We start from the raw sequence: 15,086 nt of genomic DNA on the forward strand, positions 1-15,086 counted from the left end.
GATACGGTCAACTAGAAAGAATGACATATTACCTCTCAGAAATGACGATTTAGGGGCAAAAAGGCTAAAAATAGACAAAAAACACTCTTCAAAAAGAGTGTTTTTTACAAAATTAGGAGCAATCCCAGTTATAGACGACATTTTCGAAATGTTTTCGTTTGAGGTCTTCTGGTTTGATAAAAAAGTTAGCAATGCCGCAATCTCCCCACAACATGTCCACTTCATCATCTGAGTCAATTTGCAATAATAGCACAGTATGTTCTTGGTCTACATAGGTACGCGGGTCTTCTTGTGTAAAACCTGGATATCCGCCAACTTTATGGCCAAAACCACTTGCTGTCTCATAAAATTCATCTAGCAATTGATCTGCTTCATCACCATCAATACCAACAGCATCTTCGAATAGATCCCAGCTTTGCTTTCCTGTGACTTTTTCAAAGCGGAAATCTCCTACACTGATCGTTTCGCTTGATAATTCACCTGTAATCGCACCTTCCTTCGTAACTGGAAAATAAAATTCGTCAGGAATTTTCACGAATGAAAAATCAGTCAATAAGTCTTCTTCAGCTAAGAAAGGTTCCTCAATAAATTTGATCCGAAAATCTTTTTGCTCTGTTTTTTGGTCAATATTCATCCCATAAAGATCATCATGTACAGAAATAAACACTTGCAAAAGTCCTGTTTCTGGGTAATCTTTCAGCTTTGGTAGCTGGCCGAAATTGATTTGTGCCAGCAGCTTCATAGGATGGCCTTCTCCATCAACGGGATATTCGTCGTTTTTGGGGAAATAAGGATCACCTGCTATTTTGCTGTCATATGGTCCTGTTTTTCCTTGTTTTATCTGTAATTGAATCAGTGGTTTTTCAGTTTGATCTAACGATGGACGGTAAGGCGCAAGTACTTCTTGCAGCTTTGCTGATTGTGTCAAGATGGTCTTCCTCCTTATGAATAGGTCTAATGATCAAAACAGGTCTATCTTTTTCTATCATACAGAAGTGTAACTTCCCTGTCAGTGAAAAACCCGTCAATATCATGACAAAAAACTCACTTCAACACGTTAAAAAACCTCCGATACGGCTGGAGGTTTTGTGATTCGTTTATTTATTTCACTTGATAATTCACTAAGTCTGTTGCCAATGTTTTCATCGTTTCGTTCGTTTCGTGCAGCCCCTCAATAATTTTTGTGAAAGTGCCAACGAGTTCTGCTTGATGTTCAGAAGAAGCCACGATTTGTGCTATTTCTTCTTCCATTCCTTTGATTGAGCCTTGCACATCTTTTAGCGCTGTTTCAATATCAGTCGTTGCTTGCTTCGCGTGAGTAGACAGCTTTCTCACTTCCGTAGCAACCACCCCAAAGCCTGCTCCTGCTTCACCGACTCTTGCAGCCTCAATGGATGCATTGAGTCCAAGTAAGTTCGTTTGATCAGAGATACCTTTGATGAGATTAGACACTTGGTTGATTTTAGAGGAATTTTCGACAGTGGTTTTTGTATTTTGTAGAATTTGTTCACTTGTCGCTTGTAGTTCCTCTGAATGTGCAGCCACTTGCTGTACCATCGCGACCAGTTTTTCGGAAGCATCGTTACTTTCCGTCATAATGTGTTCTAATCGTTGTTGATTCGTTTGGTCATATGCTACACAGAAGGCAGCGATCACTTGACCATTGTCATCTTTAATCGGGACGGCGACGATGTCCATAGGAATACCGTACACCTCTTTAGGAATCTGGATAAATGATGGCTCTCTCCCATTTTTCAACATCGAAAAGTTTTGGAACCCGGGAGCTACAACGTCCCCTGCTTTAAACCCTAAGTCAATGTTCCCGTGCTGCTGATAATAAAGAACCTTCTCTTTCCCTAATACAGAAAAGGTTAGCTGCTCTCTCATAGCTAGTCCAACGATTGGTAAAGCGTCTATTATGTTATCAATTCTCTGTGACATTCGCTCACGTTCATCCTCTCTTTTTCTCAGTACACTCTCTTTATCGGTTCTTTATATGATCTATTACAGCCTGCAATGTGTACTAATATCAACCAAATGACCTAAGACATATAAAACAGCCACATTCTATCAAGAGAATGTGGCTGTTTTTAAAAGAAGAAGATGCATATCAACACACTAATGACGATGAAAAAAAGATACATGCAGTCGATCCATGAAGTGCTGATGACATGATAATACGTTCTCTCCCTCGTCCCTGTGAAGCCTCTTGCTTCCATCGCAATGGCTAGTCGTTCAGATTTCCGTACGCCTTGCGTGAAAAGGGGGAGTGCATAACGTATAAAGGCTTTCCAGCTGTTTTTTTGCTTGTAACCTCTAATTTTATGTGCAGCCTTCATTTGCTTCAATTCACTTTGAAACAACGGGATAAACCGGAAGCCTGCCAGCATCCCATATGCCCATTTGGGTGACATTCGGCATTGATGGATTAAGCTCATCATAAAGGCCGTCAAATCAGTTGTTGATGTAAAAAGGAGACCAAATGTCACAAAGCCAAGCATTCTAAAAGAAATGGTCAGCCCATTTCTTAAACTCTCCTCTGTAATATGAAACCATGCCCACTTCCAAACTGTATGATCTCCCTTGCCAAAGGCCGCGATCATCCAAAACACGAGAATGAAAAAGAGCAGATAAGGTACAAGTCTGGTGATGAGGTATTTCAAATTCCAGCCGCCTAGGACAAGTCCAATTCCAAGTGCAAACAGCCAGATGATGAACGTCGTTTTAGGATCAGAAATCGCCATCAGACAGCACATCGCAAGGAGATGGGCGAGTAATTTCATGACTGGATTTACAGTGGATAGAAAGGAGTGATTACTTTGCAATCGTCATCACTTCCTTTCTTTCAGCCATATAGCGATAATGTATCGGCACTCTCAGCTCACAGGAAGTGACAAGTTCCTGATGAGAAAATAAATCAAAAGGCGTACCATCATAAACATGCTCCCCTTGATGAAAAACAAGCACCTGATCAGCGCACTCATCAACGAGTTCCATATCATGTGTGACCATGATAATGGTGGTGCCTTGTCGTTGCCGTTCTTTTAAACGCCGGATTAACTCCCTCGCCGTTTTCTCATCCTGCCCGAAGGTCGGCTCATCTAAAATGAGTACATCCTGATCAAAAAGAAGCATCGTGGCAACACTTAATCTTCTTTTTTGTCCTAAGCTTAAGGTGAAAGGATGCGCGTCTCTATGCTTCTCTAGACCGAACTCTGCCAATAGCTGATTCGTTTTTTCTTGCACCACAGACTCTGGCCAATTTCGCTGTCTCCCACCAAATGCGATTTCATCAAACACTGTGTCCTGTATAAATTGAAGTTCTGGATTTTGAAATACAAAGCCTGCTTTTTCATATAATGTTCGGTCAGACCAATTTTTCAGGTGTTTTCCTTTTAAAAAAATGTGACCTTTCTTTATTGGTTCTAAACGGATGACATGTTTAAGAAACGTACTTTTTCCGCTTCCATTTTCACCGATGATCGCAACCCAATCTCCGGCTTTTATATCAAGGTGCAGGTCATCTATAATGCTTTTTTTCCCGTAGCTTAATTGTAGATGATCTGTGCGAATGATTGTCTCTCGATTTGTTGATGTCTCATGACGTTCTTTTCTCGCCTCAAAGGTTTGCAAGAGTGTTTGACTCAGTGGATGAAACGGATTTTGTACGATAGTGGACCATTTCTCGGGAAATATTTTCGGACGCCAAATGCCGGCTTCTTTCATTTCTCCCTCAAATGTGTTCATCACGTCTTTTGGCGTTCCATCTGCTATGATACGGCCTTGATGATCTAATAAGATCACCCGATCCATCCACTCGATGACACCGTCTAACACATGCTCCACAAAAATCATCGTCTGATTCTGTTCAGCTGAAAGCTGCTGAAGCAATTGAAATATCTCCATTCTTCCTGCTGGGTCAAGCTGTGCAGTCGGTTCATCAAAGAACAGGACATCTGGCTCTAATGCTAGTAAACAAGCAAGCGCCAACCTCTGCTTCATTCCGCCAGATAAGGTATGAATATCTGTGTTTGGGTCGACATCCAGCTGTACCTTTTTCATGAGATGCTGAATCATGTCATCCATTTGTTCTCGAGGGACAGATCGATTCTCTAAGCTAAACGCAATTTCTTCATTGACTCGGTGCATACAAAACTGCGAATCTGGGTCTTGAAACATGACACCAGTATGCCTTTGCCGCATCACTTCTCCCTGTACTTCAGCTTCCATATGCTCTGGAATAATGCCAGCAAGCACAGAAATCAGCGTAGATTTCCCGCTTCCACTTGGTCCTAATATCAGCACCTTTTCCCCCTTTTGAATAGAAATAGATACTTGATGAAGAACGGGATTCGCCTGTTCATAAAAACGGACAGTGAGATTACTGCACGCGAGAAATGAATCCATGCTGGTCACCCTTACTTCGTTTTTCTTTCATGATGGCATATTGATTCAGCACACCCGTTTTAGATAAAGCATCCACCACAACCTTTGCCAAGCAACCACCGAGTAACATACCGCTGATGACTTGAGTGACAAGAGTCATGAGTAACACTTGAGGCGTGTAATAGCCGAATCCATTGGCAATGAGGCTATATGCCATTGCCCCTACTGCTGCAAAGGCACCAGACAACATGAGTGTCCACATGCGATATCGCTTATAGCCAAATAGAGCGAAGGCGATTTCTGCTCCAAGTCCTTGGCATACACCAATCAAAAGCGCAGAAAGACCGAAGTGGCTGCCTGTCAGTAATTCCACGGCAGCAGCAGCTGTTTCTGCGATGAGGGCAGCGCCTGGCTTTTGGATAATGTAAGCAACGATTGGACTAGCAATGACCCAAATTCCGAACATGATGTTGCCTCCTGCTGGACCGACAAGGGCTGTAATCGGTAAATAAAGCGTCGACCACCCTAAATAGATAACTCCGCATGCCACTGATAAAATGACAGCGAGAACGACTTCTTTCATCTTCCATGTCATGAAGAATGCACCTCCATTTGGACTGGCCACTCTTCGACAGTAAAGGCCATTTCCCAGAATTTATACTCAAGCTGACAGCTTAAGATGAAGTGCTGTTTCATTTTCTCCTTTTCCTTCTCACTTGCTCCTTCCGCCCACTGATCAAGCCGTTTGCAAAGCTCCACTGTAACAGAGTCCGTTAACCCGCCATAAAACGTGATCCACTCATAGAATGGATGGGCAGGATCGGGCTCTACATCTCTGAGCATTCGTTTGCCTATTTCCCAATAGGTCCAAGGGCAAGGGAGCAAAACCGCAATGATTTCTCCTAGCGTCCCTTCCTCGGCGACTTGCAGCATGTGATGAATATAGTGATGAGCACTTGGCGCCAAAGATGCACCTTGCAGTTCATCATAAGCGACACCTGCCACCCGGCAAAGGTTTTGATGAGGATGTGTCTCACTATCAAGGACAAAAGCCATTTGTTGATGGAAAAAGGTAATGTCCTCTCTGTCTGTACATCTGCTAATGGCTGCCGCATAAATTTTAATAAAGGCATTTAAATATTCTGCATCCTGTTTGACATAATGAATGATCTGTTCCTTTTCGAGTTCTCCTGCTGCGAGTCCTCTCACAAACGGATGCTGATAAATCGCTTCAAATAATGGTTCTGCTTCTTGCCTTAATTGGGTTGAAAATGTCATAAAAAAAGCCTCCTCTTCTTCAGTTGAATAAATGAAAAAGCCACCCCAAATGGAGCGGCCTTCTTATCGATTCAATCATGAATAAGACAAGGTCCAGCTCCACTTCCCTCCGCTAGTACAAACTAGATCAGGTTCAAAGGGTCCAAGATTTCCTCTTGTCTCAGTCATACATGACTCCCCTAGTGGACTTTTGTCATTTAATTATCTTTACTCTACACATGTGGCGATTTGATGTCAACCGCCGATCTTAATTCAATGTATTGATCGTTGGCAGCTTCTCAATCCCTGCTGCATAGTAGAAATTAAGGACACTGAAAAAATCAATTGGCTTTCCTGTCTTTAAATCAACAGCCAAAATATGATCGCCGTAATTTGTCAGGTCATCAATGTCTAAACGCCTTGGCGTTGTCTTTCCGAGAGTATCAACAAAGCTGCTATGGTAGTACTGCCCACTAGCAAACGATGATTCATGATACATAAATAATGTCTCCACATCTAAGTAGACAAGAATGGCCTCAGAGGAACTCGCATATGGAGCAGAGTACGATACTGGTGCCGAAATACTTTTCACTTTTACACTGTCAACAGAATGCGTTCTCTGTTGATATTTTCCATCATATGAGAAATAAAATACACGCTCCCATTTATAATCAGCGGTCTTAGATTGTTTGTTATACACTTTTGTACCATTTGCGAAAACATCCCCATTGGCATACGAAGCAACAAAGTATTGCAATGTTGATGACAGGGATTCAGCACCTGTGAAATTTGGTGGGTTTTTTGCATTCACCTGTAATGTATATGAGTCTCCAAAGTCTCCACCGCTAGTAATACCAAACGCATAATCACCCGCTGGTAAATTGCTTAACGCAAGCAGACTGCCTGCCGGTTGAATCAGATCCGTTGGATAAGCTTGTCCTTCTTCATAATCAATAACAAATAACTGAACGAAATAATCAGCATTTGGAGAGGTAATCCTGCTGATGAGCGCCTGAGGGGACGATGTACTTAAGAACCATAAATCAACTGGATCTTCCTCGTTTAAAACTGCCGATTGATTAATGGCTAGTCCATCAATAGAGCGAACGGCAGACGTGCGCATCTTTCCATCTGCAGCCGCTTTTCGTTTAATACTTATTCCCTTTTTCTTATCTACTTTAAATGATTTTTTTACTTCCTTCTGTTGAACCGCAGTCCCTTTATCCTGCTTTTCAAACGACTCTTGCACTTGCTGAATGGCTTTTTCAGTCAGTGACGATACTTTTTCACTTGATTTTGGTGCATCTTCTGCTTTGATTGCTGGTGAAAATAAACCTGTTGTGACCAATAAAATAGACAGTAAGGCGGCGGTGATTTTGACATAAAATGCTCTCACAGGAACATCCCCTTTTCCCTAATTTGGGTTTTTTACCCTGTGATTATTTTACCATTTTTCTAATACTTGTTTTGGACTTTTTTAGGAAATTTTTATAACAAAAAACCAGCCGTATGAGTCACGACTGGTTTTTTTGATGATTTATGCAATGGTTTTGACAAATAAGCGTGCTGTTTCTGCACTTGATCCTGGATTTTGTCCAGTAATGATTTGTCCATCTACAACAGCGAATGGCGCAAATGCATCGCCTTTTTCAAATGCTGCCCCTTGCTCGCGAAGTTTTGTTTCCAATAAAAATGGAACTTTAGATGTCAGCTGAACAGCATCCTCTTCCTCATTTGTGAATCCTGTTATTTTCTTGCCGTCGATAAATGATTTTCCATCACGATCCTTCACATCAACAAAGGCAGAAACGCCATGGCAAACTGCCCCAACGGCTCCATTTTTGTCTGAAATCGCTAAGATCGCATCGGCAACCAATTGATTGGATGCAAAGTCGATCATTGGGCCATGTCCTCCAGCAAAGAAAATGCCATCATACTCAGCTGGGTTTACATCTGTCAGTGCCTTTGTGTCTTGAAGTAATTCATACACATCTTGATATTGTGCTGGAACTCCTTCAGGAATTGAATTTTTATCGATCGGTACTGTTCCACCTTTTATTGAAACAATTTGCACGTTGAGTCCATTTTCTTTAAAAATATGAAATGGCTCGGCCAATTCTTCTAGCCATAAGCCTGTTGGGTGTCCGTTCATTTCTGAGCTGCTTGTTGATACTAATAAAACGTTCTTGCTCAACTTTATCATCCTTTCTATTTATCATGTGGCTATTTTATATTTTGCACAATTAAATATCAAGCAATCAGACTTGGATACAACTCTTTATGTTATACCCGATTTTTTAAAAAATATAGCCTCACTTCAAATCTAATCATTCTGTCACATTCTATTGACAGGGAATTTCATGTAAAATTGTGATGAAATGATATAATATGAGAAACAATTGACAGACCTCTTGCGCTAGAGGGAATTTAAAAGGAGTGGAAAAAGAGATGAAAACCTATTCGATTGTGATGATTATCATCACGCTCTGTATCATATTGGCTGTCTTTTTAATGAATCTTACGGGCGTCATGTATGGAAAAATCATATTGGCTGTCGCTGTTGCCCTTTGTCTTACGTCCATTATTCGTTTGATGGGAATGCGTAAAAGATAAAAGCCGCCCTCTGGGGCGGCTTTACTGTGTAGACAAACCCTCGCATTCGGTGTCAGTCCTGCGCTTCGGTGCTCACCAATGTCAAATTCGCTCCGATGCTCGTCCTTCCTAAACTGCAAAGGTTTTCTATCACGCTGATAGGATTATATAGCCAGGATAAGTGCAATTAATGCAAGAAAAGCTGGTAACCCTTGTTTGATGATAATCGATTTATTAGACGTCACCCCGCCAAATACTGCTGCGATGAACACACAAAGAACGAAAAATAGCTGAATCATATATCCTACGGTATTCGAACCAAGAATGAGCCCCCAAATGAGTCCAGCAGCTAGAAAGCCATTGTATAGCCCTTGATTAGCAAACATCACTTTCACATTTGGATCCTTTTGTAAGTGTTCAGGCAGATTGAAAGATCTTTTCGCCATTTTTGATTCCATAAAAAACATTTCTAGTAACATGATGACAATGTGCTCTAAAGCGACAATTCCTACTAAAATCATTGCTAAAATATTCAATTTAGTGAATTCCTTTCTGATAGACGGTCTCGTATTTGTATTTTGTCCGTGTATAAATCAAAGTCTTGGATTAGCTCTAACGCCTCATGAAAACGACTTTGTGGAATGTCTTTCATTTTTCTTACACCAAATTCCTTTTTAATAAAAGCCATGATGGTATTAATATGAAGCTTACCGTGGCCATCATACTCTAAATGGCTGCAAAAAGTCTGCATCGTCCCTCGAATCACCTTTAATTGCTTGGCAGTGACACAACTCATTGGTAACGCTCATCCTTTCTTGGTTTTTTAACAACTAAAAAGAACATTGAATGAAAGAAAAACCTTCCAACCTCTATTATATAATGGTTTCATTCGGATATCAAAATAAAAAAGAACAAACATTCGATCAAAGACGAGTCATACGCTAAAAATCCATGTCTTAACGTATCAAAAAGCCGGATTCATGGATAGAATCCGGCTTTTTGTTTAGTTGCTTTTAGAAATTAATACCTTTCCAACAGAACGGTCCTTACTTTGTCCGACGACTTTAAAGGATAGGCCGTATGTTGGCACATCACGTCCTGCATCCGGGTTATTTGGATTCACATAGTTCTTTTTATCACTAAATGTACGCGTTGGGCGGATATAACGATCCTCTAAGGTTAAGCCTGTTGTCGCTGTATAATCAATATTCAGCTTCGTGCTTGGATTCAAAGAGAATGCTGCATCATGTACTTGGAAACCTGTCGCTGCAATAGAGCCGTCACTCCATTTCAACACTTGTTGATCTGCATCTACGACTCCAAGGAAGCCGTTCCCTGGATGTTTTCCAACCCAGTTATCACTGTACGATTGATCGACGTACCACACGACCAAACCGTTATTATAGCTCATCAGACTTGCTCCTCGTTTGATATGCTTTAAGCCTTTATCGACATCAGCATAAGAGCGCCATTCTAGTAAATAATACTGAGCGGCATATTGTTTTCCATTAGATTGAGAGAATCCATTAAAAGTGAACGTGGACGTTCCCTCGGCATCATCTGACCACACTTTTGATCCATCTGCTGTAATCTTTAGATCATCTACAAATAAACCTGGCAGTGAATATCCTGCATCGGTTGTATAGCGGAATTGCAGATCGATCTTCTTCCCTGCATAAGCAGAAAGATCAAAGGATGCATCTACCCATCCATCTGATTTTCCATCGATGCCATTGCCTTCATTCGCTCCTGCCTCATTTCGATCATTCGTAATATTACCAGCAATGGTTGTCCATTTGTCTGTCCCAGTTTCACGAACTTCTACATACGCATAGTCATAATCTTCTTCGATATCGTACCATGCTTTAAACGTAAGCTCGGCTTTGCTTCCCTTCGACAAATCAATCCCAGATGTCGTCATGGTAGCATTCAAATTGTCACCTGTTCCGCTGAAGTATGAATATTGCCCTTGTGCAGGCTGAGTGACCACAATCTCTTTATCTGGCAAATCGACTCGAACCGCATCATGGTTGGTTCCTTTTGTTGCTGCTTCATCGATTAAAACTGTTTTGCTTTTTGTTAATGTCTTACCATCAATGGTTTTTCCAGAAAGCCAGTTGCCGCCATGCAAGTTTTGAAGCATTTCTTTTGCATATGGACTAAAACCTGTTGGTTCCGTACCAGGTACTTTACCTGCCCAGCTTCCGCTTGACATGATAGACCAATAAGAAACGGGCTCTCCTCTGCCTGTGTATTGTGTATCGTATTCATCAGGCAGACCAAGATCATGTCCAAATTCATGTGTGAACACACCTGCTGCGCCATCTTCAGGCTCAATCGTATAATCTAGAGCGCCTAACTTTCCGCCTTGACCCACTTCTGATTCAGTGTTTGGAATCTCAAATACATCACCAAGTGACCAGCGATGCGACCAAATCGCGTCAGAGCCAAGCTGTCCGCCGCCAGCTTCTTCACCTACGCCAGCGTGTACAACCATGAGGTGGTCAATGATACCGTCCGGCTCATTATAAACACCGTCCCCATCCATATCATAGCGGTCCCATTGATCATATTCACCAAGGTCAATGTTTGGATCCTTTGCCGCTGCTTCGAGGGCTTCTTTCACCAATTCGCGCGGTCTGCCGTCACTGCCTGATTCGTCTGGTACGTTCCCGCCATAATATGCTGCTTCATGCTTGGCTGTATACCATCCAGCTACTGTTCCACTAATCGTGTAGCTTCCACCGGACTGCTTTTCATAATACTGCTTCATAGATACTTTTCTTTTACCATCTGGACCAATGTAGCCATTTTTTCCGAAAAGCATATCTTGGTAGTGCTGCTGATCGTACTTGTCATAGTACATATCAGTCTCTTCTTTTTTAATACTATTATGCTTATAATCTTTAAAATCTACTAATAAGACCAAAACTTTATCATTACGGACGTCGCCTTTATATTTTTCCTTTTTCACCGGCTTTACTTGATTGCCTTCTTTTCCTTTATGCTTCTTTAACTTTTTCTTTTTGGCTAGTTTATTATGTACATTTTGTTTGTATTCTTTTAGGAATTCAGGTTCTTCTGTTAAGGTACTTGCGCTTTGTTTCATCGCTGCTTCTTCTTTTTTCTTTAGGTAGTTCTTTAATGCTTTTTGGGTTTCTGCCTCATTGGCATTCTTTTTGATCTTTCCTTGTTTTTTCAAGGCTTTGATGAGACGGTCTTCATTGACAACACTTGCGTCGAATGGAATACCTGAATAATGACCACCATCTGAGGATGTTGACTTTTCTGAGGTGTGGGCAGATAGAGGGGTGCTGAAAGCTGTCAATGTGCCTAAACTGAGGACAGCTGTTAGTGCGATGCTCGTCCATTTCCCTTTTTTCATATTGGTTCCTCCCTAATTTGGTAATAAATAATATCTAATTCTAGCATATTCCAATATACTTAAGTCGAAAAACATTTTATTTTCAGAAATTTTGTGGAAAATGCACAATACGAGATTGAAATAGGTGAAACGAATCGTCGAAAATAAAAGAACCCTAGGCTATAAATGCCTAGGGTGTTTGTTGTTTTTCTATGATAGCTGCTCTCCTTGATATGCAACAACATCAAGTGGAGCGGCTAAAAATTCTTTTGCCTTTGCGACGAAAGCTTGGAAATGTGCACTTGCATTATGGCTTTGAACCGCTGCTTCATCTTTCCACACTTCGACCATTAAAAAGGTGTTTTCTTTCTCTGTATCCTTGAAAAGCTTGTAGGACACATTTCCTACTTCTTCCTGTGAAGCTTTCATTAAACCGTTGATTTCTTCTAGAAATACGTTTTCTTTCTCTGGATGAATGGTCATCCCTGCATGAATAATAATCATATGATCGTCTCCCTTTTTTTAAAAATTATTTCCACTCTGTGATGCGATCGATCGGTAAACGGTAAGAAGCATAACCTTCGTCAGCCGCTTTCCCAATGGATAGAAGCATAACTGGTACATAGCGCTCTTTATCCCAGCCGAATGTTTCAGCGATGACTTCTTTGTCATATCCGCCAATTGGGTTTGTATCATAGCCATGCGCACGAGCAGCAAGCATCAGCTGCATTGACACAAGTCCACCGTCAATTAAGATCGTTTCACGATTCACTTGCTCTGGAAGAGCTTCAAAATGTGCAGTTAATGCAGCAATTTGTCTTTCTTTTACTTCCTGCGGCATGTAGCCATTTTCTACTGCTTTTGAATAAATTTCTTCTAAGTATTCATTGTTTTTCATATCTGCAAACACAGCGATGACAGCTGCTGATGTAGCTACTTGTGTTTGGTTGAATTTTGCGAGTGGTGCAAGCTTTTCTTTTCCTTCTGGGCTGTCAATGACCATGAAGCGCCAAGGCTGTGCATTCACTGATGATGGTGCTGTTGTTGCCTCTTCTAAAATCTCCGTCATTTCTTCTTTGCTAATTTTCACTGCTGGATCATAGTTACGAATGGAGCGGCGCCCTTTCATAATATCCATAAAATCGTTTGTTTTTAATGTTGTAGCCATGTGTAACACTCCTTTAGGTTGTTTGAATCTTTTCGATGTTTTGTTGTATACGGATGAGCACATCAGTGAGAAGCTTTCGTTCTTCATCACTTACGTTTTCAAGCATTTCTGAGATAAATCGTTCTTTTTCTTTTTTAGAAGCTTCGATTCTTGTTCTGCCTTCATCTGTCAGACGAACAAGCGTGACTCGATTATCTTCCGGCTTTCTTCTGCGCGTGACCATTCCTTTTGTTTCTAACTGTTTTAAGTGACGCGTCACAGCCGCACTATCAATATTTACTTTTTTCTGCAAATCGGATTGGCTGATTTCGTCGGCTTGGAATAACAGTGATAGTAACTCCAGTCTTGATTGGCTGATGCCCGTGCATGCTTCGAACTTCACACCCATCATACGGTTCACGCACTGCAAACGATATAATACCTCTGCTTCTTCAGAGCAAAATGCAGTCAATGCCATCCCCTCTTTTCTATTCAGATCAATTAGTTGATATATCAATCATTGACTCGTCAACTAATATACACCCATTGTTTCATGATTGCAAGAGGTTTGTTTCATAAAGTGAAATTTTTTATTTCAATTAAAAAAGACGAGCTTTTGCTCGTCTCAGACAGTAGACAAAGGGCTAAAATGTAGTTTATTTTAGCCCTTTGTCTTCTTTTCAGCGTGAAAGAAAACCTTTGCAGTCTAGAAAGGACAGCTACTTTTGCGGAGCGAATTTGACATTCGTGAGCACCAGCGCGCAGGACTGACACCGAATGCGAGGGTTTGTCTTCACGCTGGGACGAGCTTTTGCTCGCCTTAAGAACTTGGTGTCGATGTTGGTCCCACATAGTAGCTGATAAATCCAATAATCATCAAGACAACAAAAATAAAGAGAATGAGTTTGAGCATTCTCATGGTATATCCCCTCCCACTCATCTAACTTATCATATCTAGAAGAAGCGCTACCTAAAATTTACATAAAAAAAGACAAAAGCGATTCATCACTTTTGTCTTTTTCTCTTTATTCTGTAATCACTGTATGAATCAAAGTCGGAGCATCAGCATGGTCAGCGATGCGGATGTTGTCATAAATTTTCTCCATGACATTCGCTACATCTTCACGATTTGCATGCAGCGTCACGAGAGATTCACCTTTTTCTACACGATCGCCTACTTTTTTGTTAAGCATGATGCCAACAGATAGGTCGATATCGTCTTCTTTTGTTGCGCGTCCTGCTCCAAGAATCATCGCTGCAACACCGATTTCGTCTGCGACGATTTCAGCGATCACACCTGATTCTTTTGCCGGCACTTCGATTTGATAAGGTGCTTGTGGCAGTTTTTCCGGTTGATCTACAATCGAGCCGTCTCCACCTTGGTTTTCTAAAAATTCCTTGAATTTCTCAAGTGCTTTGCCGTTTTTCATGACTTCAATTAGCTTTTCTCTTGCTTCATCAAGTGTCTCTGCTTTTTTCGCAAGAACGACCATTTGACTTCCTAATGTGAGCACAAGCTCGTTTAAGTCTTCAGGGCCTTCGCCTTTAAGCGTGTCAATCGCCTCTTTCACTTCAAGGGAATTTCCAATCGCTAATCCTAGCGGCTGAGACATGTCTGAGATGACAGCCATCGTTTGTCTGCCAACATTATTTCCGATACGAACCATTGCTTTTGCAAGCTTCTCAGAGTCTTCAGGTGTTTTCATGAAAGCACCTGCACCTGTTTTCACATCTAATACGATTGCATCTGCGCCAGCAGCGATTTTCTTACTCATAATCGAGCTTGCAATGAGCGGGATTGAGTTAACAGTCCCTGTTACATCACGAAGGGCATACAGTTTTTTATCAGCAGGTGTCAGGTTGCCTGATTGTCCAATGACCGCTACTTTATGACGGTTCACCAGCTCGATGAACTCGTCTTTTGTAATTTCAACGTGGAAGCCTTTGACTGCCTCTAGCTTGTCGACAGTTCCACCCGTATGTCCAAGACCACGCCCAGACATTTTTGCAACAGGTACATCAAGTGCTGCAACAAGAGGAGCGAGTACAAGCGTTGTTGTATCGCCTACACCGCCTGTTGAATGCTTGTCTACTTTAATGCCGTCGATAGCAGACAGGTCAATTGTGTCCCCTGAGTTTGCCATAGCGAGTGTTAAATCTGCACGTTCTTGGTCCGTCATATCTTGGAAGAAAATCGCCATCGCCAAGGCGCTTGCTTGGTAGTCAGGAATTGTTCCGTCCGTATAACCTTTGACAAAGAAAGAAATTTCCTCTGAAGATAATTCTTTTCCGTCACGTTTTTTCGCAATGATATCTACCATTCTCATTGTTTTCACCATT

At 41.4% G+C, this 15,086-nt stretch carries 15 protein-coding genes, 1 pseudogene and 1 riboswitch; of the genes and pseudogenes, 1 reads left to right on the plus strand and 15 read right to left on the minus strand.

The features are described from left to right. Window positions 1-112: 112 nt before the first annotated feature. The 8 genes from LCD32_RS17720 to LCD32_RS17755 all read right to left on the minus strand — a co-directional run bounded on the left by LCD32_RS17720 (window position 113) and on the right by LCD32_RS17755 (window position 7,837). On the minus strand, window positions 113-928 hold the full coding sequence (locus LCD32_RS17720; protein WP_060781568.1) for a YwqG family protein: 816 nt from the start codon (window positions 926-928) through the stop codon (window positions 113-115). Between the two features lie 173 nt (window positions 929-1,101). Beyond that, entirely contained in the window at window positions 1,102-1,941 is an 840-nt protein-coding gene (locus tag LCD32_RS17725; protein WP_008345693.1) for a methyl-accepting chemotaxis protein, read from the minus strand. A 149-nt stretch (window positions 1,942-2,090) separates the two neighbouring features. After that, the gene (locus tag LCD32_RS17730) at window positions 2,091-2,825 is read right to left on the minus strand and encodes an energy-coupling factor transporter transmembrane component T family protein (protein WP_024719222.1); all 735 of its coding nucleotides are present in this window, start codon (window positions 2,823-2,825) and stop codon (window positions 2,091-2,093) included. Continuing rightward, a complete protein-coding gene (locus tag LCD32_RS17735; protein ID WP_224564393.1) occupies window positions 2,815-4,407 on the minus strand; it encodes an ABC transporter ATP-binding protein in 1,593 nt (530 codons plus the stop codon). Before LCD32_RS17735 ends, LCD32_RS17730 begins: the two co-directional genes overlap by 11 nt. Next, window positions 4,382-4,981, minus strand: a complete 600-nt coding sequence (locus LCD32_RS17740) for an ECF transporter S component (protein WP_019743666.1) — start codon at window positions 4,979-4,981, stop codon at window positions 4,382-4,384. Before LCD32_RS17740 ends, LCD32_RS17735 begins: the two co-directional genes overlap by 26 nt. Continuing rightward, window positions 4,978-5,664, minus strand: coding sequence for a thiaminase II (tenA, locus tag LCD32_RS17745; protein WP_025208236.1), 687 nt, complete (start codon window positions 5,662-5,664; stop codon window positions 4,978-4,980). Before tenA ends, LCD32_RS17740 begins: the two co-directional genes overlap by 4 nt. An 87-nt stretch (window positions 5,665-5,751) precedes the next feature. Further along, window positions 5,752-5,855, minus strand: a riboswitch (TPP riboswitch). Window positions 5,856-5,911: 56 nt separating this feature from the next. Beyond that, on the minus strand, window positions 5,912-7,039 hold the full coding sequence (locus LCD32_RS17750) for a hypothetical protein (RefSeq protein WP_046344794.1): 1,128 nt from the start codon (window positions 7,037-7,039) through the stop codon (window positions 5,912-5,914). A gap of 141 nt (window positions 7,040-7,180) precedes the next feature. Then, window positions 7,181-7,837 (minus strand): type 1 glutamine amidotransferase domain-containing protein, encoded by a 657-nt coding sequence (locus tag LCD32_RS17755; RefSeq protein ID WP_017358640.1) that lies wholly within the window; start codon window positions 7,835-7,837, stop codon window positions 7,181-7,183. Window positions 7,838-8,064: 227 nt separating this feature from the next. Here LCD32_RS17755 and LCD32_RS17760 point away from each other — a divergent pair. Continuing rightward, window positions 8,065-8,256 (plus strand): annotated as a pseudogene (locus tag LCD32_RS17760) (hypothetical protein); the annotation flags it as partial. A 143-nt stretch (window positions 8,257-8,399) separates the two neighbouring features. Here LCD32_RS17760 and LCD32_RS17765 read toward each other — a convergent pair. The 7 genes from LCD32_RS17765 to LCD32_RS17795 form a co-directional block, all read right to left on the minus strand. Further along, window positions 8,400-8,771, minus strand: a complete 372-nt coding sequence (locus LCD32_RS17765; protein ID WP_007498006.1) for a DUF1304 domain-containing protein — start codon at window positions 8,769-8,771, stop codon at window positions 8,400-8,402. After that, window positions 8,768-9,031, minus strand: a complete 264-nt coding sequence (locus LCD32_RS17770) for an ORF6C domain-containing protein (protein ID WP_008345710.1) — start codon at window positions 9,029-9,031, stop codon at window positions 8,768-8,770. The genes LCD32_RS17765 and LCD32_RS17770 overlap by 4 nt, the downstream gene beginning before the upstream one ends. Window positions 9,032-9,238: 207 nt before the next feature. After that, window positions 9,239-11,620 (minus strand): immune inhibitor A domain-containing protein, encoded by a 2,382-nt coding sequence (locus LCD32_RS17775; protein ID WP_025208238.1) that lies wholly within the window; start codon window positions 11,618-11,620, stop codon window positions 9,239-9,241. Between the two features lie 189 nt (window positions 11,621-11,809). Beyond that, window positions 11,810-12,103 (minus strand): putative quinol monooxygenase, encoded by a 294-nt coding sequence (locus LCD32_RS17780; RefSeq protein ID WP_046526801.1) that lies wholly within the window; start codon window positions 12,101-12,103, stop codon window positions 11,810-11,812. Between the two features lie 25 nt (window positions 12,104-12,128). Further along, window positions 12,129-12,767: a nitroreductase family protein gene (locus LCD32_RS17785; RefSeq protein WP_017358636.1), complete on the minus strand. Its 639-nt coding sequence runs from the start codon at window positions 12,765-12,767 to the stop codon at window positions 12,129-12,131. A 13-nt stretch (window positions 12,768-12,780) separates the two neighbouring features. After that, window positions 12,781-13,224, minus strand: coding sequence for a MarR family winged helix-turn-helix transcriptional regulator (locus LCD32_RS17790; protein WP_045033720.1), 444 nt, complete (start codon window positions 13,222-13,224; stop codon window positions 12,781-12,783). Between the two features lie 547 nt (window positions 13,225-13,771). Continuing rightward, entirely contained in the window at window positions 13,772-15,073 is a 1,302-nt protein-coding gene (locus LCD32_RS17795; protein WP_039164991.1) for a pyrimidine-nucleoside phosphorylase, read from the minus strand. Window positions 15,074-15,086: the final 13 nt, after the last annotated feature.

This window comes from Bacillus sp. RSS_NA_20 (genome assembly GCF_020165915.1).
Taxonomy (GTDB): domain Bacteria; phylum Bacillota; class Bacilli; order Bacillales; family Bacillaceae; genus Bacillus; species Bacillus altitudinis.

Bases quoted from the DNA above. Each gene is read 5' to 3' on its own strand.
- LCD32_RS17725 (WP_008345693.1), bottom strand. From the start codon at position 1,941: ATGTCACAGAGAATTGATAACATAATAGACGCTTTACCAATCGTTGGA.
- LCD32_RS17735 (WP_224564393.1), bottom strand. From the start codon at position 4,407: ATGGATTCATTTCTCGCGTGCAGTAATCTCACTGTCCGTTTTTATGAA.
- LCD32_RS17740 (WP_019743666.1), bottom strand. From the start codon at position 4,981: ATGACATGGAAGATGAAAGAAGTCGTTCTCGCTGTCATTTTATCAGTG.
- tenA (WP_025208236.1), bottom strand. From the start codon at position 5,664: ATGACATTTTCAACCCAATTAAGGCAAGAAGCAGAACCATTATTTGAA.
- LCD32_RS17770 (WP_008345710.1), bottom strand. From the start codon at position 9,031: ATGAGTTGTGTCACTGCCAAGCAATTAAAGGTGATTCGAGGGACGATG.
- LCD32_RS17775 (WP_025208238.1), bottom strand. From the start codon at position 11,620: ATGAAAAAAGGGAAATGGACGAGCATCGCACTAACAGCTGTCCTCAGT.
- LCD32_RS17780 (WP_046526801.1), bottom strand. From the start codon at position 12,103: ATGATTATTATTCATGCAGGGATGACCATTCATCCAGAGAAAGAAAAC.
- LCD32_RS17785 (WP_017358636.1), bottom strand. From the start codon at position 12,767: ATGGCTACAACATTAAAAACAAACGATTTTATGGATATTATGAAAGGG.
- LCD32_RS17790 (WP_045033720.1), bottom strand. From the start codon at position 13,224: ATGGCATTGACTGCATTTTGCTCTGAAGAAGCAGAGGTATTATATCGT.
- LCD32_RS17795 (WP_039164991.1), bottom strand. From the start codon at position 15,073: ATGAGAATGGTAGATATCATTGCGAAAAAACGTGACGGAAAAGAATTA.